This is a genomic window from Rhizobium sp. SVR5-9E, assembly GCF_056755095.1.
This window is the reverse complement of sequence record NZ_JBNDHS010000044.1, coordinates 1-21,410: the sequence shown is the minus strand read 5'-3', so window position 1 is coordinate 21,410 and position 21,410 is coordinate 1. Positions and strand designations below refer to the sequence as shown.

Here is a 21,410-nt window from a genome sequence, read left to right as displayed (position 1 = left end):
CCAATGCTATCGCCGCCATGAACGTTGAATGATCAGAACCGGCACGCGCCGCCGCGGATCACCCGGAAGCCCGCATTGCCCGCCTCGCAGGCATTCGGGAAGGTCTGGGTCTGACGGCCGCGCTGACCGCAAACGGGCGCATATTCCCGCGTGCAGATGCCGATCGGACGTTCAGGGCGGTCGGGTCTCTCCGGCCTGCCGGGACGGCCCGGTGCCGGAGGCGGGAAGCGTGGCGGTTCACGGCGGCATTCGCCGCGGCCGACGATCATGAAGCCGCGTTTGCGGGCCTCGCAGGCATTGCCGAACGTTTGCAGCCTTCCGCCACGTTCGCCACAGACAGGTGCAAACTCCATCGTGCACATTTGCGGCCCAGGCGGGCGAGGGCGTGGCGGCGGGCGTGAATAGCCGGGATTGACATCGACCGTGCAGGCGGAAAGCAGAGGGATGAGCGCTACGAGCGCCAGCCGCCGTGAAGTCTTCAGATTTTTGGTTTTCATCATCATTGCTCCCCGGGCAAATAATAGGGGCGAACGTAGACGAAAGCCTGACGCCGATGAAGCGGTAAATGCAACTTCACCGCTTTGGAAGCGATCGGAAGAGAACCCTCAGTCGAAGAGACTGGAGACGGATTCTTCCTGGCTCGTGCGGTTGATGGCTTCGCCGATCAGGTGCGCGGTCGAGATGACGCGAATGTTGTGTGCCGACTGGACAGCCGTCGTCGGCTGGATGGAGTCGGTGATCACCAGTTCCCGCAACATCGATGATGTGATGCGCGTGACCGCGCCGCCGGAAAGGACGCCATGAGTGATGTAGGCCGTGACGCTTGCCGCACCCTGGGCGAGAAGCGCTTGCGCCGCGTTGCAAAGCGTGCCGCCCGAATCGACGATGTCGTCGATCAGCAGACAGTCCTTGCCTTCCACCTCGCCGATGATGTTCATGACTTCGGATTCACCCGGACGGTCGCGGCGCTTGTCCACGATCGCCAGCAGACAGTCCAGGCGCTTGGCGAGCGCGCGGGCGCGCACGACGCCGCCCACGTCCGGCGAGACGACCATGACGTTGCTGATATCGTAATTCGCCTTGATATCGCGCGTCAGCACCGGGATAGCGTAAAGGTTGTCGGTCGGGATATCGAAGAAGCCCTGGATCTGACCCGCATGCAGGTCGAGCGTCAGTACGCGGTCCGCACCGGCCTCGGTGATGAGGTTTGCGACCAGCTTGGCGGAGATCGGGGTGCGGCCCGAGGCGCGGCGATCCTGCCGCGCGTAGCCGAAGTAGGGGATTACCGCCGTAATGCGGCGCGCCGAGGAGCGGCGCATCGCATCGATCATGATGAGCAGTTCCATCAGGTGATCGTTCGTCGGGAAGGAGGTCGACTGGACGACGAAGACGTCCTCGCCGCGGACGTTCTCCTGGATTTCCACGAAGATTTCCTGATCGGCAAATCTTCTGACGCTGGCCTTGCCCAAGGGCACATTGAGATAGTTGCAGATCGCTTCGGCGAGATGCCGGTTCGAATTGCCTGCGAAAACCTTCATTTTGGCCCGCCTGTTGTCCGCTGATAGCCGCGCTTTTTAGCCAGCTTGCTTGTGAATGCAAGGGCAAAGGCGTCACAGGCCTTGATATTTGTAAAAAGCCTGTTGCTAACCGCCGCTCGTCTGCCGCCAGGAATTGAATTCCGCGATTGTCTTCGTGCCGATCTGCTGCATGACGGAAGCGGGAACGCCGGCCCAAGGATCTTGTGTCGCGGAGGGCACCTTTTCCTGTCCCTGGATACGGTGCAGGCGGGCGCCGCTGCCATCGAGAATATCCCACACGTAAACGACCGTCACGTTGCCTTCGTCGGCGAAGGCCGAAAGATAGCCCTTGAGGATGTAGTCACTGCTCGTGTCGTTCGAACTCCTGATGGAGAGGCCGTGCGATCGCGCCTCAGCGCCGAGCTGGCGGGAAAGCGGCGTCACCGCCTGAACAGGAGCGCCGATAATCGGCAGGAAGCGAACGGTGTTGCCGCGGATCGAAGACGATGCAGTGCGGTCGATGGAGGCGACCTGCTGCGGCTGGCGGGCAGGGGCGAGGTCGCCCATGTCCTCCTCTTCGGCCTGTGCATTTGAAACCGGCTCGGCAAGTGCCTCGGATTCGATCGGCGCCGAGGCCGAGGGTGACGCCCCGCGTTGGGCAAGAGCGTCGGCCTGTTCCTGCATCGTTGTTGGAGGTGCGCCGGAGCCCGCTCTGTACGTTTGATTGTAGCCGGAGTGATAGGCTGGCTGCCGCGATTCTTCGGCAAAGGCCTGCTTCGGCTCGGACCCCGCCATGCGTTCGACCTCGTCCTGGGTTACCGGCGAGGAGCGGCGGCCAAGCGAGGAGTCACCGATATCGACCTGCGGCGTCAGGGCATCGGTGGTATTGCAAGCGGAAAGCAGGGCCATGCAGGCAAGGAGCATCGGCGCAGTGTGAGCGTCCCTCATTGCTGTCGTCGTCCTTCCCTCATTCGCATCAGCCCCGCCCGATTTATGAAGGCGGGGACCGCCGACTGTCAATTCCGGATTCTTGCCGGTGATTGTCCGTTACGCGCCGATGAAGTCGAGTGAATGGCGGGAAAGGGCACGCGGCGCAGCCGGTGTCGTCAGGTAAGTCTGGCCAAGCGTCATGGCCGTTCCGGTATCGGAATCGGCGATGATCATGTGCACGAAGAGCGACATGTTTGGTTCGATTTCCTGCGGATTGCCGACATGGAACATCTGGTGCTCCATCCACGATGGCGAGAAGCGGGCGCCGAGCGAATAGCCGCAGGCGTTCAGGCGATGCCGGGCAAGGCCCCGCTCGTCCATGATCTTCGCATGCATGTCGAAGACATCGCCGAAGGTATGGCCGGGCTTCAGTACCGTCTCGATCGCCTGGATGGTTTCGAGGCAGGCATTGTAGAGTTCGCGGTGGCGGTGTGTCGGCTCGCCGATCACGATCGTGCGCATCATGGCGACATGGTAGTGGGCGTAGGTGCCCGCCCATTCCAGCGTGAGCTGGTCGTTTGCATCGAGCTTGCGGCGGCCGGCCTTGTAGCGGCAAAGCAGCGCGTCGACGCCGGAGCCGATGATGAATTCGTTGGCGGGGTAATCGCCGCCACCGGAAAAGACCGCGCCTTGCATGGCGGCAAGGATATCAGCTTCGTCGGCACCGGGCTTGGTCAGCCGTATCGCAGCGTCCAATGCGTCATCGGCAAGTGCCGCGGCACGCTCCACATAGACTACTTCGGTGGGGCTTTTCACCAGGCGCAGGCGGCTGACGAGGTAGGAAGCATCGACGATCTGACCGAAGGTTGAAAGCTGGGCATCGAGCAGGCGTGCGATGCGACCCGTCATGCCATGGGTATCGTATTCGACGCCGATGCGGGCGCCGAGCAGGTCCATGTCGGCGAGCAGGTTCCTGAGGTCGAGCGTCGGGTCGGCATTGACGCGGTCGACCCAGACATGGATGTCGTCGATGATCGAGGTGTGCTTGGCCTGCCGGAGATCCGCCGAGCGGGTGAGCAGCGACATCGTGCCGTCGGCCTTGACGATCAGCGTCTGAAAGAAACAATAGCCGAACGTGTCGTAGCCCGTCAGCCAGTACATGCTTTCCTGGGCAAACAGCAGGACGGCGTCGAGTTTTTCGGCGCGCATCTGGTCAGTCAGGCGGGCGAGGCGGCTTGCGAATTCGGTCCTTTCGAAATGCAGTGCCATTCGGTCAAATCTCCCTAATGCTGATCGCTGAAATCTGGCGGCCGTAATCCGGCTCTTTATTATGTGTTGTACGCCGGTAAGAGAAAAAGCGCTCGCTGTCCGGATAAGTGCAAATTCCGAGGCTTTCGGCGCGGACGCCGGCTTTGCGCAGCCGGTCGACTGTCAGCGCCTGAAGGTCGAACATTGAATGGCCGGGTTTCTCCGACGGAATAAAATACCGCTCGTAAGACAAATCGTGTGTGACGAAGCGGTCGACAAATTCCGGGCCGACCTCATAGCTCGCCTGGCTGATCGAGGGGCCGAGGCAGGCAACGATGGTTTCGCGCTTCGCTCCAAGGTTTTCCATTGCCGCGATTGTGTTCTCCAGAACGCCCGTCAGCGCGCCCTTCCATCCGGCGTGGGCGGCACCGATCACCCGGCTTTCCGGGTCGGCGAACAGGATCGGGCCGCAATCTGCGGCGAGCACTCCGAGCACAAGACCGGGCGTCGCCGTCACCAGCGCATCGGCTTCCGGGCGGGCACCGTTGTAGCTGCCGTCGACGATGACGGCATCCGGCGAGTGGATCTGGTGCACGGTGGCGAGCTTTTCCAGCGGCTGGCCGAACCAGGCGGCGACGCGTCGGCGGTTTTCCATCACCTTTTCGCGATCGTCGTTCGAGCCAAGGCCGACGTTCAGGCCGCGGTAAAGACCATCGGAGAGGCCGCCCTCGCGGGTGAAATAGCCATGAAGGATTGCGTCGCCCGCTGCCTGCTTCAGCAGCGCGCTTTCGATCGGTGCGGGAGAGGCCGCATTTTGCATCAGCGATTCCGGGGTGTTTCGAATGGGGTCATTGTCCGCCGGATCGCCCGGCGAAGCATTGTTGATTGCGCCGGATGTTGGCGCAGGGCGGCGCGCTCTGTCAATCCACCGGACGGAACGGCATCAGATCGACGGCGGGATAGGATACGGCCATCGCCTTGAAAAGCTCGCCCATCCGGCCTTCGCCGGCGCCGGCCAGGCGGTCCACCGCGCTCTGGATGATCTCTTGCGTGCGCGGTTCGCGGTTCCGCCCGAGAGCCGCGGCCCGCTCGACAATGCCGAGCCCTGTCAGGAAATCGCCCTGGTGCAGCGCGCCATTGAGATGGAGGCCGGCGGCAGCGGCGGTTTTCGCAAGATCTGCGAAATCCACATGGCTCGTCAGATCCGCTTCCCCGGGATGGGCGAGAGGCGGATCGAATTCGTGCATGCGCACCGCCTGCAGCGTGTCGCCGAAGCCGGTGACGAGATGGCCGTAATCGATCGCGAGCGCCGTGCCGCCGAAAGCCTTCAGGCGATCGCAGATCGTGATCATGACGGCCTGGCGGGCAGGCGAAATCTCGAAGAGCGTGCCGTTGAGAACTGTTTGATGCGGGTCTGGCAGCAGCACCGGGTCGATGCCGGCAACACCGGCAGCGAATGCCAGTTCGCCATCGGCATCGAGGCCGACCATGCGCTCCCGAAATCCGTTCGGCGTCTTCACGAATTGGCGAATCGGAATGGCGTCGAACAACTCGTTCGCCGCCAGCAGCGTGAAGCCCGGCGGCACCTCCTCGAAGTCCGAATGCCAGCTGATCTTGCCTTCATGGGCATCAAGCGTCTGGCTCTGGATGTCGCGCAGCCGCTCGCTCGTTTCGACGAGATGAACGGTCATGTTCTCGAAGAGGGGCGGGGCGAGGCGTGCGATGACGCGCAGCATGTCCGCCATCATAGTTCCGCGGCCCGGTCCGATTTCAACCAGGCGTACGCCTGCCGGCGTGCCGTGCCGCTGCCAGGCGTGCACGATGAAAACACCGACCATCTCGCCGAAGAGCTGGCTGACTTCGGGCGCTGTGACGAAATCGCCGGATCGGCCAAAGGGTTCGCGGGTCCGGTAATAGCCGTATTCCGGATCGGCCAGGCAGAGCGAGAAATAGTCCGTAACGCTGATCGGCCCGTTCGCCTGAATGATCGCCTTTATCTTTTCTCCGAGTGCGGTCGTCATGGTCGTACCGTCCTGACAGCTCAATGCTGGGGCGCTGTCTGGCTGCGGGACCGGGCCATCGCCCAGATTCCGAGCAGGATCATCGGCGAGGAGAGTACCATGCCCATGGTCAGCCAGTTCGTGCCGAGCAGATAGCCAAGCTGCGCATCCGGCTCGCGGAAGAACTCAACGAAGATGCGTGACAGCGCATAGCCACATACGAACACACCCGTAACGAAGCCCGGCGATTTCAGCGCACGGAAGCCAAAGACGAGAAGGGCAAGCAGGAGGAGAAGCACGATGCCTTCGAGGCCCGCTTCATAGAGCTGGCTAGGGTGGCGTGCAAAAGGTCCGCCGGTGGGGAAAACGACCGCCCAGGGCACGTCCGTGAGCCGCCCCCAGAGCTCGCCGTTGACGAAGTTTGCAATGCGGCCGAAGAACAGGCCGATCGGCACCACTGCGGCGACGATGTCGAAAAGGCTCCACAAAGGAATGCCGTTCTTGCGCGCAAACAGGATCATGGCGATTGTCGTACCGATGATGCCGCCGTGGAAGGACATGCCGCCGTTCCAGATCTCGATCGCGCGGATCGGATCCTCGATGACGAAGGGCAGATCGTAGAACAGGATATAGCCGATGCGGCCGCCGAGCACGATGCCGAGGGCTGCCCAGACGATGAAGTCATCGAGCTGAGCCTTGGTCATCGGCGAGGTGTTTTCCGGCCAGAGCGCATCGTTGGCGGCGATCCGGCGCGCATAGAGCCATCCGAGCATGATGCCCGTGACATAGGCGAGGCCATACCAATGAATCGCCAGCGGACCGATCGAAAAGGCGATCGGATCAATATTCGGAAACGGCATGATCGCAAGAAGATTGGCTGCTGTCGGCAAAGCTTTCCCACCCGTTGATGTGCGCGGAACATGGCTTTGCGTTACGAGGCGGTCAAGTCGATTGTGAGGCAGCCGAATGGCTGGGGGCTGCTTATCCAGAGCAAAGCGCTTGCAAGCCAAGCGTTGAAGCCCTACCTCATTCTCATGAGCCTGAGGGCCAAGAAATCATGTCATGCGAAGGAGAGAAACTACCATGACGACCGGCACAAATCGCATCATGGACGAATTCGCCAAGCTGATGACGGACGCAGCAGGCGCCGCCCAGGGTGTGCGCAAGGAGATCGAGACGGCCTTCAACGCGCAGGCAGAGCGCTGGTTGAACGGCATGGATGTGGTCAAGCGCGAGGAATTTGAAGCCGTCCGCGAAATGGCGATCAAGGCCCGCGACGAAGCCGAAGCACTTCAAGCCCGCGTTGCCGCGCTCGAAGCACAGCTTGCTGCAAAGGCCAAATAGTTCCCGTTCCGGCACAAGTGCGGTGTGGCGCATCAGCGGCACGCCGCTCCTTCGATAAAATAATCAGGTGATGTTTTCCACCTGTGGACACTGCCAAAAAACCCAATTCGCAGAGTCGTTTATAACCTCCTTCTGAATCAAATTCCGAACAGCTTTCCACAGTGCCTTTCCGAAAATCGGCGCTCGGGGGCTGGTACCTCAGCGGGTGCATTATACACTGATTTTAAATGATGATTCGAAACGGACATTGGTAAGCTCCGGGCAGGTTCACTGCGTGAGGTCTGGCAGCGGTTCAACGATCATCCGAGTGGTGGTTCCGGTATTTGCGTATCTTTGCTTTGGTGAATCCAAGTTCAGTCGCATTCGTCCGGTCAAGAAGGTGCTGCATGAGCCTTATGGAATTGGAAATCGAACGTCAGTCGAACCCGGTCGACATGATCGAGTACGTCGCCTCCAACAATGACTGGTCGTTTGAGCGGTCGGGCGAGGACGAGATCGCTATGACGGTCGAGGGAAAGTGGACCGACTACCACGTTTCCTTCTCCTGGATGGAGGAATTCGAAGCGCTGCATCTCGGTTGCGCTTTCGACATCAAGGTTCCCGAAGCACGCGTCAACGAAGTCACCAAGCTTCTGGCGGCGATCAACGGCCAGGTCCTGATGGGACATTTTGATCTGTGGCGGCAGGAAGATGTGATAATCTTCCGGCAGTCGCTGCTCCTGGCAGGCGGCGCTGAACCCACGAACCGTCAGGTGGAAGTCTTGCTTTCGAGCGCGCTCGATACCTGCGAGGCCTACTATCAGGCGTTTCAGTTTGTCATCTGGTCCGGCTTGGATGCCGCCAAGGCCATGGAAGCGGTCCTTTTCGAAACGGCCGGTGAAGCATAAAATGTCAGCATCTTCTTCGGATACAGTCGTTCTCGTCGGCGCCGGCAATATGGGGGGCGCGATGCTCTCCGGCTGGCTGAAGAGCGGTGTTCCGGGCTCCTCCGTTGTCGTCGTCGATCCTGGTCCGTCTCCAGCGATGAAGAAGACGATCAGCGACGCAGGCGCGAAACATGTCGAAGCGGCTCCAGCCGATCTCAAGGCCGGTGTCATCTTCCTTGCGGTCAAGCCGCAGGTCATGGAAACGGTCCTGCCGCCGGTGAAGAGCGCCGTCGGCCCCGGTACGGTCATCGTTTCGGTGGCTGCGGGCAAGACGCTGTCTTTCCTGGAAAAGCATCTCGGCAACGCCGCCATGGTTCGCGCCATGCCGAATACGCCGGCCATGGTCGGCCGCGGCATAACCGGCGCCTTCGCCAATCCGCGCGTCAGCGCCGAGCAACGTGAGCGCGTCCATTCTCTTCTCAGCGTATCGGGTCCTGTTGAGTGGGTTCAGGCCGAGTCGGATATCGATGCCGTGACGGCATTGTCCGGTAGCGGTCCGGCCTATGTGTTCTATCTCGTCGAGTGTATGGCAGAAGCGGGCCGTAAACTTGGCCTGCCGGCGGACCTCGCCATGCGCCTTGCACGGGAAACTGTCGCGGGGGCTGGTGAACTTCTGCACCAGTCCCCCGATGAGGCTTCGAGACTTCGCCAGAATGTCACGTCGCCCGGCGGCACGACTGCCGCGGCCCTTTCCATCCTGATGGCGGAGGAGGGCATGCAGCCGCTGTTCGACAAGGCGATCGCCGCAGCCCGCAAGCGGGCTGAAGAGCTCGCGGGCTGAGACGTCGCTATGGCTGAAGAAATCACCTTTGCCGATTTCGAGCGCGTGGATATTCGCGTCGGCACCATTATCGAGGCCAGCGCCTTTCCGGAGGCGCGCAAACCGGCAATCAAGCTGCTGATCGATTTCGGGCCGGAGATCGGCGTCAAGAAATCCTCGGCGCAGATCACCGTGCATTATGCTGTTGAGAGCCTCGTCGGCCGCCAGGTTCTCGGCGTCGTGAATTTTCCTCCACGTCAGATCGGGCCATTCCGTTCGGAAGTCCTAACGCTGGGCTTTGAGGACGAGGCGGATGCAATCGTTCTTGCTGCAGCGGATAAGCCGGTGCCGAACGGCAGGAAGCTGATGTGATCAGTGGGTTGCCTCAATTGACATGCCATACTCTGTCCATACAATATGGTTATGCTGAAAGCTGTCTGGAGCGTTGAGAAGAATAATCAGCTCAAGGCTGATTCCAGCAGGAATATATGTTTTGAAGATATCGTAGCGGCTATCGAAAATGGCGGCCTGCTGGCGGATATCAGACACCCAAACAGCGTTAAATATCCCAATCAACGCATTTTGGTCGTCTTGAACGAGGGATATGTCTACGCTGTTCCCTATGTTCGGCACGATGACGATACTATCTTCTTAAAGACAGTTTATCCGAGCCGAACTTTGACGCGCATGTATCTGACGGACGACGCCGATGAAACATAAGAATGTTGAGCCACTGGACGAGGAAGAGGCCGATCTCATCGAAAGCCTCGAATCGTTGACCGAAAAACCTGAAAACCTTCTGACACCCCAGCGGCGGAAGGAAATCGAAGCGATGGCACGGGCGACGATGAACGACGAGCGCGAGAAAATCTCGTTACGTATTTCCCGCTCCGATCTCGCTCGCCTCAAATCCCGTGCGATGCAGGAAGGGATTCCCTACCAGACGCTCATCAACTCGCTCATCCATAAATATGTGACGAGCTGATGTGATCAGTGAATGTCGCGCGAGACCGGATCGGTCAGCGTGAACTCATGGAAAACGGCTTCAAAGCCCGCGCGTTGCGGTGAGCAGAATGCCGGGCCGACCATGACCTCCTCGATAGATGGATCGAACCAGGCGAGACGCGCCATGCGCCATTCGCTCACCTGGTCGGTCCGATATTGAATGAAGAGGGCGTCCTTGTTGCGCGTCGCGCGAAGCGAGAGCCGCTCGAATTCTTGCTCGATGCGAAAGGCCGACCAATCGGAGTTGCCATTGGTGACGACCGTGCTGAAGTGCTTTGCGCCGTCCGTATATTCGATCCCGCATTTCATCCAGCGTGTGGAATCCGCACGGATCATTAGCCCTGCCTGATCGTAGAGCTCCCGGTAGGCGCCTGAGAATGTCACTTCCGCAGTAAAATCGCCTTTGCGCCGCCGGTACAGAAAATGGCCGTCGTCGCGGTGGAAGCCGTAGTAGGTCCCCTGCCAGAAATCGGTCCTGTCGCTGGATCGCACGTGCAGTGCGCCGTCGCGAAGCTCGGCGGAGGGCGGAGGATTGAGCCAGGTCATCGAGGCAAGGTCGATCGCCATTCGGACCTCACGCTGGTAGACGGATGGTTGCCCGGAGACCACCGAACGGGCTATCGCCGAGTATGACGTTGCCGCCGTGGCTGCGGGCGATATCGCGCGCGATTGCAAGGCCGAGGCCGGTGCCTGAATCATCCAGATTCCGTGCCTCGTCCAGGCGGAAGAAGGGCTTAAAGACATCTTCGCGGTTCTTCTCGGGAATCCCCGGGCCGTCGTCGTCAAAGTTCAGAGTCAGCCATTTGGCACTATGCTTCGCCTCGATCCTGAGTGTATTCGCGTACCGGCGGGCATTGGATGCGAGATTGGTGACCAGTCGTGTGAAAGCGTTCGGCCGGACCAGAATTTCGTCGTCGCCTTCGATCGAATAACTGAACTTCTTTTCATGCAATGCGAAGTCCGCCTCGATTTTTCCCAGCAGTTCGGTGAGCCTCAGCTCTCCGACGTCCTCTTCGATTTCGCTGCGCGCGAAGGCCATGTAGGCTTCGAGCATTGACTGCATGTCGTTGACGTCGTCGCTCAGGCCCTGGAGTTCCGGATTGCTGCCGGCGAGGGCCAGTTGCAGCTTGAAGCGCGTGAGGACCGTTCGCAGGTCGTGGCTGACGCCGGTCAACATCGCGGTTCGCTGTTCGATCTGCCGCTCGATCCGCTCGCGCATCAAAATAAAGGCGAGCCCCGCACGCCTGACCTCATCGGCGCCGCGTGGATGAAAATCGTCGAGTTTCTGCCCTTTGCCGAAGCTTTCGGCGGCACGCGCTAGCATCTGGATCGGGCGGATCTGACCGCGCAGGAAGAGGATCGATACGCCAATGAGCACGAGCGATGCGCCGACCATCCAGACGATGAAAATATGAGTATTGGATGCATAGGTCTGATTGCGTTTGGTCAGTACGCGCAGAATCTTGTTGTCCAGCTTTATCCGGATTTCAACGAGGCTCGAGTCCCCCACCGTATCGATCCAGAAGGGCCGCTTGATCTGGTCGCTGATTTCATCGCTCAGAATACCGTCGAGGATCGAGAAAAACGGCTTTTGCCGCGGCGGCGGCAGATCTCCGTCGGGCTCGATCGAGATCTGCAAGTTCAACTCGTTATCGGCGATGCGCGTGATTTGGCTGTAATCCGCGTCCTGCGGATAAGTTTCGATGATCTGTATGATGGCTGCGATGTCGCGCGTGACGGCGCTCGACAGCCGCTGCGTCACCATTTGCCAGTGACGTTCCATGAATACCGCGGCCACGACCGATTGCAGCAGCACCATGGGTATGATGATGATCAGCAGCGAGCGGGTGTAGATGCCAGTAGGCAGTACGCGGCGGCGCAGCCAACGAGCGAACGACTTCCATCCGGAGACTGGCCAACGGTCTTCGCGGCGCAGTGAATCGAAAGTCACCATTACAGTCGTGATCCTGACATTGCGGCTATCAATCGATACTCAATCTATATCCTATACCACGAACTGTCTGAAGCCAGACAGGATTTGCAGGATCGTCCTCGATCTTGCGCCGCAGTCGATTGATCTGCACGTCGATGGTGCGCTCGCCGACTTCGACGTCGCCCCCTATGAGTTCGTGTCGCGGGATGGTGTCGCCGGCGCGCTTGGCAAAGAGCAGCATGATTTCCTGCTCACGATCCGTAAGCCGGATCACCTCCGTTGCCTTCTTCAGTTCCCTGCGGGTGAGCGAGAACGTGTAGGGTCCGAACATGACCTGCTCGATCTTCGGCGCGTCCGAAGCATTCCGGCGCAGGATATTGTTGACGCGCAGCACCAGTTCGCGCGGATCGAAAGGCTTGGAGAGATAATCGTCGGCGCCTGCTTCAAGACCGGCAATCCGGTTATCGGATTCAGCCAGCGCCGTCAGCATGATGATCGGGACGTTCTTGATGGAGCGAAGGCCGCGCGTCACCTCGATGCCGGACTCGCCGGGCATCATCACGTCCATGATGATGAGATCGAAGTCGAGCCCTGCCAGCTTGCGCTGCGCCTCCGCGCCGTCCGCAGCCACTGTCACCCTAAAACCGTTCTCCGTCAGGTAGCGATTCAAAAGGGCGCGGATGCGGGTGTCGTCGTCGACCACAAGCAGATGCGCCGCATCATCCGAAATGATTGCTTTTCCCGCCATTCAATCCCCTTTTCCCGCATTTCTATCGCGCATACCCCTCAGGAATGCCCTTACGCCCTCGCGCGCTTCGGGAGAGGCACCGTCGAATGCCCTCTCAATACGGCGCGATTGCGGCTCCGCCAGAGCGAGCGCCAGTTCGCGCCCTGTCTTTGTCGGATAGAGCTTGCGTTGGCGCCGGTCTTCTGGCCCCGCCACCTGACGAATATACCCCGAATCGATTAGTTGTTTGAGCACTCTTGCGAGACTCTGCTTGGTAATCTTCAACGTATCCAAAAGATCGGCAACGGTCATGCCCGGCTCACGGTTAACGAAATGCACCACCCTGTGATGGGCACGGCCAAAGCCGCTCTTTGCGAGGATTGCATCCGGATCGGAGACGAAATCGCGATAGGCGAAAAAGAAAAGCTCGATGATTTCGAAGTCGATGATGCCGGTGTTTTTCATCGGTTCGGCTAAAGGTTCAATTTTGCCTGCTCTCGAGCTGGTTTGTCTTACCGCCACGTTATTTCCTTTCTCGCCGGGCGCCGTCCTGGAAGCTTTTGCAAAGATATGGCAGCTTTGTTGACATAAATTTTCGCCGCTGGTAGCTTTCGCGGACTTTGGAGACGGAACGGAACAATCGTTTCGAGCCCGTCTTTTCTCCCCTACAACGTATATTATCCCCACTGCGTCTGTGGATAAAACGTATTGGGGACAACAATCAACAGGCATGGCGTGCGAGCGCCGGAGGATAAGACAATGGCTTCAGTTCCTTTCGATCAGCTGGAGGGCGAAATCTGGTTCAACGGCGAGTTCGTGCCGTGGAAAGACGCGAAGATCCATGTGCTGACCCACGGTCTGCATTATGCCAGCGCGGTCTTCGAAGGTGAGCGCGCCTATGGCGGCCGCGTCTTCAAGCTGACCGAGCATAATCAGCGCCTTCACAAGTCCGCTGGAATCCTCGGCTTCAAGGTGCCTTATTCGGTCGAGGAACTCGATGCGGCAACGATCGAACTGCTGAAGCGCCAGGGTTTTTCCGAGGCTTATGTGCGGCCGATTGCATGGCGCGGCAGTGAAATGATGGGCGTTTCGGCTCAAGCGACCCGCATCAATGTCGCGATAGCGATCTGGCAGTGGGGCAGCTATTTCAATCCGGCGGAAAAGCTCAAGGGCATCCGCCTCGACATCGCGGAATACCGCCGCCCTGACCCGAGGACAGCGCCAGCTGCATCGAAGGCGGCGGGTCTCTACATGATCTGCACCATCTCGAAACACGCCGCCGAGGCCAAGGGCTACGCGGATGCGATGATGCTCGACTATCGCGGTCAGGTCGCCGAAGCGACGGGTGCCAACATCTTCTTCGTCAAGGATGGTGTCGTTCATACGCCTACGCCGGATTGCTTCCTCAACGGCATCACGCGCCAGACGGTGATCGAACTCGCCAAGCGCCGCGGTTACCAGGTCATCGAGCGGGCGATACAGCCGGAAGAGCTCTCGAACTTCACCGAATGCTTCCTGACGGGGTCTGCCGCGGAAGTCACACCGGTATCAGAAATCGGGCCCCATAAATTCACGCCTTCGACCATCACAGAGACATTGATGAACGACTACATGAAGGAAGTGTACCCGGCGGCTGCGAGCGCTGCCGAATAAGTTTTCCACAGAAATGGCAAAAGGCGGCATGCGAGCCGCCTTTTTTGTTTCGTTTCAGGCCAACCCTCTGTCTCAATCATAGACATAGACAATACGCCGGGTGCCCGGATCGACCAGAACCGGACGGTCATTGATGCGCACGTAGCGGTACTGATAGTCCGGAATTTCCTGGAAGGTCACGCTGGCCGGGACCTCGGCACCGACGACGACATCGCCGCCCAGCCGGACGGCCTGCCCGGGTGCGGTTTGAATGTAGGTGCGGACGGTGTCCGGCGGCGTTATCGTTTCGACGGCGCCAACGGGACCGAGCAGTTCGTCGCCCGGTGCGGGTTGCGGGTCAGCAGGGATCACGGTTGCAGTCGACTCATACGTGACGGCCGGGACGCCGAGGACAGTCTGGTTCTGCTCGACGATCATGGGGCGGCCTTGGTGCTCGACCTGCAGATATTCGGCGTAAACCCAACCGCGCATGCCGTTTACATCGACACGGCACCAGCGGCTGCCCTGAATGCAGCCATCGAGGATCGCGGGCGATCCTCGCGTTGCGACGCCGACAGAAGGATATTGCGGGCCAGGTCCGGAACGCACATTGAGGTCGCTGACGGCCGTCGCGGTCATTTCCGCATGGGCCAAGCCCGCACTCGCGACGAGCACGGCGCCTGCCAGGAAAAGGTTTCTCGTGAAGGTCATTCGGTTTCTCCTTCCATTGCTGAGCGGACAACGCACCGTCTCTCGCGTGGTTCCAAGGCTTGGAGCCGCGAGTTGAAAGAAGGATTCAGCCAAAACCAAGAAGGCATTGAACTCACAGCGAAAATACCGGTCACCCCAGGCTCAGTTGCGTGCCTGAACCGCGATGAACTGTTGTTACCGCATGTCGTCATAGCGTGAGGGAAACATAAAAGCGGCTGGCTTTGATGGTCTTTCTCGCTATATCGAGGCAGGCAGAGACCAAACGAGGCATATCATGGGCATGCTCCAGGCCGGTATCATTCCGGTTACTCCCTTCCAGCAGAACTGCACGGTGCTTTTCGACCCCGACACCAAGGAGGGGGTTGTTGTCGATCCGGGCGGCGATGTGCCGGTCATTCTCAAGGTGCTTGAGGAAAACGGGTTGGTCATCAAGGAGATCTGGCTGACGCACGGGCATCTCGATCATGCCGGAGGTGCAAAAGAGCTGAAGGAGGCGCTCGGCGTCGATATCGTTGGGCCTCACCAGGACGACCTGCCGCTGCTCGAGCGGATCGAGACGCAGGCGCAGACATACGGGATTGCCGGGCTCCAGAATGTCGTGCCGGACCGTTGGTTACAGGACGGAGACCGGATCTCCTTCGGCTCCCACGAGTTCGAGGTTTATCACACGCCGGGCCACGCGCCCGGCCACGTCATCTATTTCAACCGCGCCCAGAACTTCGCCCATCTCGGCGATGTGCTCTTCAACGGTTCGATTGGCCGCACTGATCTGCCGGGGGGCAATCACCAGCAACTTCTCGATTCAATTCGCGACAAGGTTCTGCCGCTCGGCGATGACGTAGGCTTCATCTGCGGACATGGGCCTGGCAGCCGCATTGGCGACGAGAGGCGGAGCAACCCGTTCTTGCGTGGTATCTGACGCGATTGGCGCCAAGCCCGCATTTCGACCAGCTTCTGATCTCGACATTTGGACAAAACAAAAGCGCCGCTCGATGAGCGGCGCTTTACCCTTTCAAAGGATGCGGAATCAGCCTGCAGTGCAGAAGTGTTCGCGACCGTCATTGCCGATAAAGGTGCCGCTGCTCGGGTCGAAGCTGCGGTAACGGTAAGAGCAGTAGCGCGCCCATTGCGGGGTCCAGGGTTCGAGGCCCGCGCGAACCGGAGCGTAGTAACGCGGCGGCGCACGATAGACCGGAGCAGCTTCGTATTCCGGCTCATAGGGCGGGTCGATGTAGCGCGGCTCATCGTAATAATAGCGAGGCTGGCTGGCGATCGCCGAGCCGACGACCAAACCGGTTGCGAGGCCGACGGCGCCGCCGACGAGCGCTGCGTTGCCATTGTTGTGGTGGTGCCAGTGGTCACCGGCCGATGCTTCGCCGATCGCGGAGAAGGTGAGGGCCGCGGCAGTAGCCGTCAAAAGAAGTGTCTTGGCGAGCCTGTTCATGTCATATCCTACTGTTGGAGCCGATGAGGTTCCTGCCAAATGATGGTGACAAAATAGGGACGGCCATCTGAACGAAGGCTGAATGACAAAACCCGGCATTGCTGCCGGGCCTCAACTCGAATGACAGCCTTGAAGAGGGTCAGCCGTCAATCTGCAGATTGACGGCTTTGGGGCCCTTGCCCCGGCGATCCGGCTCCGTGTCGAAGCTAACCTTCTGGTTTTCCGTCAGGCCGGCGAGGCCGGAAGCCTGAACGGCGGAAATGTGAACAAAGATGTCGGCGCCGCCCTTATCCGGCTTGATGAAGCCGAATCCCTTGTCCGTATTGAAGAATTTAACAGTGCCAGTCTCGGCCATGCGTCAGGTCCTTTTCTCTCTGCCCGCCATCCACACGGGCAGCATCAACTATGTTCCTTGCGGAACGTCGGCAGGCAATTCTTGACTTTCGAGAAAAAGGTCCCCTCTACCTCGACCTGTCTCATGACGGGATTATTCCCCACCTTGGCGAGACTGGCTGACCGGAATATTAGCGTCTCCGGCGCGCACATTCTTAAGGACTTCCCACGCTCGCAAAATGCCCGAACACCGTGAGATTGCTGCGATTAAAAGGAATTGGCAAGCAAAAGTTTTTTAACCTGTTGCTGGAAACACACTTCGCCCGGCTATCCTATTTGCGCCAAAACGCAAAATTTCGCTCCGGGTGTAGGCGCGATCACCGTTTTAAATTGCCTGCGATACAAATTGTGAGCACATTTTCCCAAACGTACAACGACAGCGCGTTATCGAGAGTATGGAATTTTTTTTCAATTTGCTCGCGAGTCCGCGAGTGGGAAGAGCTTCAGGCGGGCTCGCTGCGCCGCTTGCCAAGTTCCGGCACGACTTCCACTGCCAGCATAGCGGTAAACATCAGCGCACAACCTGCATAGCCGAGCGGAGGCATTGTTTCTCCGAGAAGCAGCGCGCCGAGGGCTGAGCCGAAGAGAGCCTCGGAGGACAGGAATATCGCCGCCTGCGATGGTGTCGTGTAGCGCTGGCCGATCACCTGCAATACGAAAGCGACGCCGGAAGAGAAGATGCCGACATAGAGAATTTCGGGCGCGGCGGCCATGATCGCTTCCATGCTGATCGGCTCGACCATTACCGCCACGACGAGCGCGCAGATCGCGGTCACTGCGAATTGCATCACCGAAAGTGCGAGCGGCCGTCCCGTCTGCGAAACCGTGGTCCCAGCCAGCGTTATCTGGATCGCCCAGAAGGCGGCGCAGACGACCGTGAGGCCGTCGCCCCGTGTGAGTGCCGAAAGATGCCCGCCGGAAAGCATGTAAATCCCGGTCACTGCCATGGCAGCCGCCGGCCAGATGATCCAGTGGGGAGGGCGGCGCAGGAAGGCAACCGCGATCAGCGGCACGAAGACGACATAGAGCCCTGTGATGAAGCTGGAATTTGTCACGGTCGTCGTCTGTAGGCCGATCTGCTGGGTCGAGGCGCCGCCGAAAAGCGCTAGTCCGATCAGAATATAGAGGCCCATATGACGGCTTGTCGTCTTGATCCTGGCCTTGCGCGCTTCAAGGAGCACGAAGGGCAAGATAGCGACCGTTGCGACCGCAAAGCGCAAACCGATGAACCAGAACGGGCCGATCGCCTTCATCGCCGTCGATTGCGCGACGAAGCCACCGCCCCAGATGGCGGCAGCGAGCAACAGAAGGAGGTTCGCCTGGAGGCGCGTCATGTCAGTCCTTGATGATGTGGGGCAGGGTGTATCGGTGGACGGTTATCAGCTGAACTTCCCTACGGCAAGGGCGAAGGAGGGCGGTTTCGGATGTCGACGAAATCAACAGCGGCTGTTTGCGCGGCAGCTAGCCGTCCTGGCCGTCGGCGCGCGAGACGCGCAGCAGCGCACCGTCGTCCTCGTCCGTCACCATCAACAGTGCACCATCAGGCGCGACGACAATATCCCGGATGCGCCCGTAGACATTTTCAAACATCCGTTCTTCCGTGGCGATGGCATCTCCCTCATCGCGCTGCATCCGGGACAGCAACTGAAATTTAAGGGCAGCGACCAGAAAGTCGCCATCCCATTCGGGAAACATCTTGCCGCGATAGACGGCGATGGCGCCGGGCGCAATGGACGGATCCCAATAATGCAACGGCTGCTCCAGTCCTTCCTTGGCCGTGCCTTCACCGATCTCGGCGCCGGAATAGTCACGGCCATAGGTGATGATCGGCCATCCATAGTTCTTGCCCGGCTCGATCAGGTTGATCTCATCGCCGCCGCGGGCGCCGTGCTCGACGGTGTAGAGCTTGCCTGAGGCCTTGTCGAACGTGATGCCCTGCGGGTTGCGGTGGCCTTTCGTCCAGATTGCCGGGAGCGCCTTTCCATCCGTCCTGAACGGGTTATCTGCAGGGATACTGCCATCTGGATTGAGATGCACGATCGAACCTGCATTGTCCTTCCAGTTCTGTGAGCGATCGCGACTGCCACGATCGCCGACGCTGATGAAGAGGCTGCCGTCCGGGGCGATCGCGATGCGTGAACCATAATGCATGCCGCTGTTGGTTAGCTGCGCCATCGTGAAAATACGCTTCACGTTCTCAAGCTTCATGCCGTCGGCGGCAAGCGTGGCGCTGAACGCTGCGGTGCCCGTGCCGCTTTGATCGCCGATCGACGCCGTGAAATAGAGTGTACGGCTCGTCGCGAAGTCCGGAGCAAGGGCCACGTCCAGCAAGCCGCCCTGGCCGCGGGCGCTGACCTTCGGCACGCCGGCGATCGGCTGCGAAAGCTTGCCGTCCTTGACGATCCGCATATGCCGGGGCCGCTCCGTCACCAGATAGGCGCCGTCCGGCATGACTTCGACAGCCCAGGGATGCTCGAGGCCCTCCGCGAGATTTTCGACGCTGACTGCAAACTCCTTGGTCTCGACCCTGTCCGCCGCCGAGGCGAAGGCGGGTGGGAGGAAAGCAGCGCCGCTGATCAGCGATGCCGCCAATGTCCTGGAGATAGTCATGTCAGTTCCCCCTCGCTTCCATTCGTTTTCAACGTGGAGCAACGGGAGGGTGCTTCAACCTTATTGAGGCGCGGATAACGGCTTTGTGTTTTGCGGTGGAGTGCTACCGGTTGATGTGGTGTCCACCAGTTCCGCCTCAACGGCATAGCGCACCGACTCTGCCGTAGCGGAAGGCGGGCACGTGGTCAGCAGCAGACGCCGGTCACCGGGTGTGGCATCCGTGGCGATTTCATCGCATCGCACTTTCCGGCTTTCATCGGCCTTGAAGGTCAGCATCGTGCCGTCACGGCGGGTGATCACGATGTCGTCGCCGGGCTTCACATTCTTCAGCCAGCGCAAATGCGTGCCGCTCGAGCCGGCGATCACGGAGGTGCCTTCCTCGCCAAGCTGTGGCGTGTCACCGAGCCAGGCAGGGCCGAAGGCGGAAGCCTCTCCGGAAGCGCCTGATAGCACGATCGTCTTCTCGCCGAGGCGCGGCGATCTGACTTCCGCGACGGTAGTGAAGTCCGCCCAGGGCCATGGCTTCGCATTCTCGCCGTGCAGCTCGGCAGTAAAGGCGCGCTGCAACAGCATTTGCGAGAGTTCTGCCTTTCCCTTGATGTAGAAACCGTTGGCCACGAGCGCGATGCCACAAAAGGCAAGCCCGGCGATCCCGACGGCAATCATTCTCTCGACTGTCGAAAGTGTTGCGAAAAAGGAACCTTTCCGGGGTGGTTCCGGCGTGTCGTAGGCCGTCGCCGCAGCCATTGCCATGGCCAATTCCAGGTAGGTCGGCAGCGGTTCGAACTCGTCGCCTTCTTCATTCCGGCTTTCGCCGCGAGGCCTTGGCGGCATTACCTTGCCCTCGCTGTCACTAGACCCTTGACCCGTCTGCGCCATATCGCAAGTGCGCTTGCACCCGTCAGCGCAAGTAGCAGCATTGTCAGGCCGCTCATGATCTGCTCGTCGGCTTCTTTCGCCATGTGCGGCCGCGTCGCTGGAGCGGCGCTGCTGCTGACCAGCGGGGCGGCTACTGGCGCGGCGCTGGAATTCGTTAGCTGCTCGATCGTCTGCGGTTGCGGTGTCTCCTCGGCAGCCCGGGCCGTGGAAAGCAGTCCGACAATGATGACCACCAGGGCGGCAAAGCTCGTGATCGCAATCAGGAAAGAAATTGAAATGCGAGCGTCGCGAAGCCGCGCCGTCGCCAACTCATCGCCCATAAACATTGGCATACTCTCAATAAACCGATTTTCGAATGGCCGAAGATGAGGCTTCGATCCCGGCGGGCTCGCGACCAAATTGCGGCACGCCCCGTCATTTGTTGCGGCTTATTCAGGGCAGAGATGAAACGGGCGAAGGCCATGATTCCAAAGCAGTAAATACGGATGTCCTGAGAGCTTGGTTCAAGTCAAGTGCAAGATGGAGCAAGCGATGGCTGCAGGATGCGTCAATTGATCAATAAGAATCATTGGCCCCATTACGCCTTTGCGCTTGAAATGCCCTCATTCATTGGACATAGAGCTTAGCGCAGAAATCCTGTCCCGGCCTTCTGCCCCTTTCAACCGTATAGGACCGCTATCATGGCCTTTCTTGCCGATGCTCTTTCCCGTGTGAAGCCTTCAGCCACCATCGCCGTCGCTCAGAAAGCGCGCGAGCTGAAAGCCAAAGGGCGCGATGTCATCGGGCTCGGCGCCGGCGAACCGGATTTCGACACGCCCGACAATATCAAGGAAGCGGCGATCGACGCGATTCGCCGCGGCGAAACCAAGTACACGCCGATCTCCGGCATCCCGGAACTGCGCAAGGCGATCGCCGCGAAGTTCAAGCGTGAGAACAATCTCGACTATACCTGGGAGCAGACGATTGTCGGCACCGGCGGCAAGCACATTCTCTTCAACGCCTTCATGGCGACGCTGAATGCCGGCGACGAAGTGGTTATCCCGACGCCTTACTGGGTATCCTATCCTGAGATCGTCGCCCTTTGTGGCGGCACGCCGGTTTTCGTTGCGACGACGCAGGAGAACAACTTCAAGCTCCAGCCGGCCGACCTCGAAAAGGCGATCACGCCGAAGACCAAGTGGTTCATGTTCAACTCGCCATCCAACCCGTCGGGCGCTGCCTATACGCACGACGAGCTGAAGGCGCTGACCGACGTGCTCGTCAAGCATCCGCATGTCTGGGTGCTGACCGACGATATGTACGAGCACCTGACCTATGGTGACTTCAAGTTCGCGACACCGGTGGAGGTCGA

General features: G+C 59.8%; 27 protein-coding genes. 9 read left to right on the top strand and 18 right to left on the bottom strand.

Translation table 11 applies throughout. The features are described 5' to 3' along the window. Positions 1-32: 32 nt before the first annotated feature. The 7 genes from ACPYOJ_RS19515 to lgt form a co-directional block, all read right to left on the bottom strand. The gene (locus ACPYOJ_RS19515; protein ID WP_481417724.1) at positions 33-497 is read right to left on the bottom strand and encodes a Kazal-type serine protease inhibitor family protein; all 465 of its coding nucleotides are present in this window, start codon (positions 495-497) and stop codon (positions 33-35) included. A 108-nt stretch (positions 498-605) separates the two neighbouring features. Continuing rightward, positions 606-1,538, bottom strand: coding sequence for a ribose-phosphate pyrophosphokinase (locus tag ACPYOJ_RS19510; protein WP_168830501.1), 933 nt, complete (start codon positions 1,536-1,538; stop codon positions 606-608). A 105-nt stretch (positions 1,539-1,643) separates the two neighbouring features. Beyond that, complete coding sequence (locus ACPYOJ_RS19505; protein ID WP_481417723.1) at positions 1,644-2,465, bottom strand: hypothetical protein; 822 nt, start codon at positions 2,463-2,465, stop codon at positions 1,644-1,646. A gap of 99 nt (positions 2,466-2,564) precedes the next feature. After that, positions 2,565-3,716, bottom strand: a complete 1,152-nt coding sequence (locus ACPYOJ_RS19500; RefSeq protein WP_481417722.1) for a M24 family metallopeptidase — start codon at positions 3,714-3,716, stop codon at positions 2,565-2,567. A 4-nt stretch (positions 3,717-3,720) separates the two neighbouring features. Then, the gene (gene pgeF, locus ACPYOJ_RS19495; protein ID WP_481417721.1) at positions 3,721-4,515 is read right to left on the bottom strand and encodes a peptidoglycan editing factor PgeF; all 795 of its coding nucleotides are present in this window, start codon (positions 4,513-4,515) and stop codon (positions 3,721-3,723) included. Between the two features lie 100 nt (positions 4,516-4,615). Next, positions 4,616-5,716 (bottom strand): class I SAM-dependent methyltransferase, encoded by a 1,101-nt coding sequence (locus tag ACPYOJ_RS19490; RefSeq protein ID WP_481417720.1) that lies wholly within the window; start codon positions 5,714-5,716, stop codon positions 4,616-4,618. Positions 5,717-5,736: 20 nt separating this feature from the next. Beyond that, the gene (lgt, locus tag ACPYOJ_RS19485; protein WP_481417719.1) at positions 5,737-6,585 is read right to left on the bottom strand and encodes a prolipoprotein diacylglyceryl transferase; all 849 of its coding nucleotides are present in this window, start codon (positions 6,583-6,585) and stop codon (positions 5,737-5,739) included. A 193-nt stretch (positions 6,586-6,778) separates the two neighbouring features. Between lgt and ACPYOJ_RS19480 the strand changes: the two genes are divergently transcribed. The 6 genes from ACPYOJ_RS19480 to ACPYOJ_RS19455 all read left to right on the top strand — a co-directional run bounded on the left by ACPYOJ_RS19480 (position 6,779) and on the right by ACPYOJ_RS19455 (position 9,710). After that, positions 6,779-7,039: an accessory factor UbiK family protein gene (locus ACPYOJ_RS19480; protein WP_481417718.1), complete on the top strand. Its 261-nt coding sequence runs from the start codon at positions 6,779-6,781 to the stop codon at positions 7,037-7,039. A gap of 386 nt (positions 7,040-7,425) precedes the next feature. Then, the gene (locus ACPYOJ_RS19475) at positions 7,426-7,926 is read left to right on the top strand and encodes a type III secretion system chaperone family protein (RefSeq protein ID WP_481417717.1); all 501 of its coding nucleotides are present in this window, start codon (positions 7,426-7,428) and stop codon (positions 7,924-7,926) included. Between the two features lies 1 nt (position 7,927). Next, on the top strand, positions 7,928-8,746 hold the full coding sequence (proC, locus tag ACPYOJ_RS19470) for a pyrroline-5-carboxylate reductase (RefSeq protein WP_481417716.1): 819 nt from the start codon (positions 7,928-7,930) through the stop codon (positions 8,744-8,746). 9 nt (positions 8,747-8,755) lie between these two features. Continuing rightward, positions 8,756-9,097: a tRNA-binding protein gene (locus ACPYOJ_RS19465; protein ID WP_481417715.1), complete on the top strand. Its 342-nt coding sequence runs from the start codon at positions 8,756-8,758 to the stop codon at positions 9,095-9,097. Between the two features lie 51 nt (positions 9,098-9,148). Beyond that, positions 9,149-9,445 (top strand): DUF4258 domain-containing protein, encoded by a 297-nt coding sequence (locus ACPYOJ_RS19460; protein ID WP_481417714.1) that lies wholly within the window; start codon positions 9,149-9,151, stop codon positions 9,443-9,445. Continuing rightward, the gene (locus ACPYOJ_RS19455) at positions 9,435-9,710 is read left to right on the top strand and encodes a CopG family antitoxin (RefSeq protein WP_481417713.1); all 276 of its coding nucleotides are present in this window, start codon (positions 9,435-9,437) and stop codon (positions 9,708-9,710) included. Before ACPYOJ_RS19460 ends, ACPYOJ_RS19455 begins: the two co-directional genes overlap by 11 nt. A gap of 5 nt (positions 9,711-9,715) precedes the next feature. On the opposite strand, the gene ACPYOJ_RS19450 is transcribed toward ACPYOJ_RS19455, so the two are convergent. From ACPYOJ_RS19450 to ACPYOJ_RS19435, 4 genes are read right to left on the bottom strand one after another with little or no spacing between them, the layout of a single operon-like run. Next, the gene (locus ACPYOJ_RS19450) at positions 9,716-10,297 is read right to left on the bottom strand and encodes a DUF1349 domain-containing protein (protein ID WP_481417712.1); all 582 of its coding nucleotides are present in this window, start codon (positions 10,295-10,297) and stop codon (positions 9,716-9,718) included. Between the two features lie 7 nt (positions 10,298-10,304). After that, positions 10,305-11,684 (bottom strand): ATP-binding protein, encoded by a 1,380-nt coding sequence (locus ACPYOJ_RS19445; RefSeq protein ID WP_481417711.1) that lies wholly within the window; start codon positions 11,682-11,684, stop codon positions 10,305-10,307. 28 nt (positions 11,685-11,712) lie between these two features. After that, the gene (locus tag ACPYOJ_RS19440) at positions 11,713-12,411 is read right to left on the bottom strand and encodes a response regulator (protein WP_168830513.1); all 699 of its coding nucleotides are present in this window, start codon (positions 12,409-12,411) and stop codon (positions 11,713-11,715) included. Then, complete coding sequence (locus ACPYOJ_RS19435) at positions 12,412-12,855, bottom strand: MarR family winged helix-turn-helix transcriptional regulator (protein WP_481417746.1); 444 nt, start codon at positions 12,853-12,855, stop codon at positions 12,412-12,414. 294 nt (positions 12,856-13,149) lie between these two features. On the opposite strand from ACPYOJ_RS19435, the gene ACPYOJ_RS19430 reads away from it, so the two are divergent. Then, the gene (locus tag ACPYOJ_RS19430; protein WP_481417710.1) at positions 13,150-14,043 is read left to right on the top strand and encodes a branched-chain amino acid aminotransferase; all 894 of its coding nucleotides are present in this window, start codon (positions 13,150-13,152) and stop codon (positions 14,041-14,043) included. Between the two features lie 72 nt (positions 14,044-14,115). On the opposite strand, the gene ACPYOJ_RS19425 is transcribed toward ACPYOJ_RS19430, so the two are convergent. Beyond that, the gene (locus tag ACPYOJ_RS19425; protein ID WP_481417709.1) at positions 14,116-14,733 is read right to left on the bottom strand and encodes a DUF1236 domain-containing protein; all 618 of its coding nucleotides are present in this window, start codon (positions 14,731-14,733) and stop codon (positions 14,116-14,118) included. A gap of 274 nt (positions 14,734-15,007) precedes the next feature. Between ACPYOJ_RS19425 and ACPYOJ_RS19420 the strand changes: the two genes are divergently transcribed. Then, on the top strand, positions 15,008-15,652 hold the full coding sequence (locus ACPYOJ_RS19420) for an MBL fold metallo-hydrolase (protein WP_481417708.1): 645 nt from the start codon (positions 15,008-15,010) through the stop codon (positions 15,650-15,652). 108 nt (positions 15,653-15,760) lie between these two features. Here ACPYOJ_RS19420 and ACPYOJ_RS19415 read toward each other — a convergent pair whose 3' ends face one another. The 6 genes from ACPYOJ_RS19415 to ACPYOJ_RS19390 all read right to left on the bottom strand — a co-directional run bounded on the left by ACPYOJ_RS19415 (position 15,761) and on the right by ACPYOJ_RS19390 (position 20,385). Continuing rightward, the gene (locus ACPYOJ_RS19415; RefSeq protein ID WP_481417707.1) at positions 15,761-16,177 is read right to left on the bottom strand and encodes a BA14K family protein; all 417 of its coding nucleotides are present in this window, start codon (positions 16,175-16,177) and stop codon (positions 15,761-15,763) included. 139 nt (positions 16,178-16,316) lie between these two features. Further along, a complete protein-coding gene (locus ACPYOJ_RS19410) occupies positions 16,317-16,532 on the bottom strand; it encodes a cold-shock protein (RefSeq protein WP_018897410.1) in 216 nt (71 codons plus the stop codon). Between the two features lie 481 nt (positions 16,533-17,013). Continuing rightward, the gene (locus ACPYOJ_RS19405) at positions 17,014-17,904 is read right to left on the bottom strand and encodes a DMT family transporter (protein ID WP_481417706.1); all 891 of its coding nucleotides are present in this window, start codon (positions 17,902-17,904) and stop codon (positions 17,014-17,016) included. Positions 17,905-18,031: 127 nt separating this feature from the next. After that, positions 18,032-19,180, bottom strand: coding sequence for a PQQ-dependent sugar dehydrogenase (locus tag ACPYOJ_RS19400; RefSeq protein ID WP_481417705.1), 1,149 nt, complete (start codon positions 19,178-19,180; stop codon positions 18,032-18,034). A 60-nt stretch (positions 19,181-19,240) separates the two neighbouring features. Beyond that, entirely contained in the window at positions 19,241-20,014 is a 774-nt protein-coding gene (locus tag ACPYOJ_RS19395) for a sortase domain-containing protein (protein ID WP_481417704.1), read from the bottom strand. Continuing rightward, complete coding sequence (locus ACPYOJ_RS19390; protein ID WP_481417703.1) at positions 20,014-20,385, bottom strand: hypothetical protein; 372 nt, start codon at positions 20,383-20,385, stop codon at positions 20,014-20,016. The genes ACPYOJ_RS19395 and ACPYOJ_RS19390 overlap by 1 nt, the downstream gene beginning before the upstream one ends. 354 nt (positions 20,386-20,739) lie before the next feature. Here ACPYOJ_RS19390 and ACPYOJ_RS19385 point away from each other — a divergent pair. Beyond that, on the top strand, positions 20,740-21,410 hold a 671-nt coding region (locus tag ACPYOJ_RS19385), incomplete at its 3' end, for a pyridoxal phosphate-dependent aminotransferase (protein ID WP_481417702.1).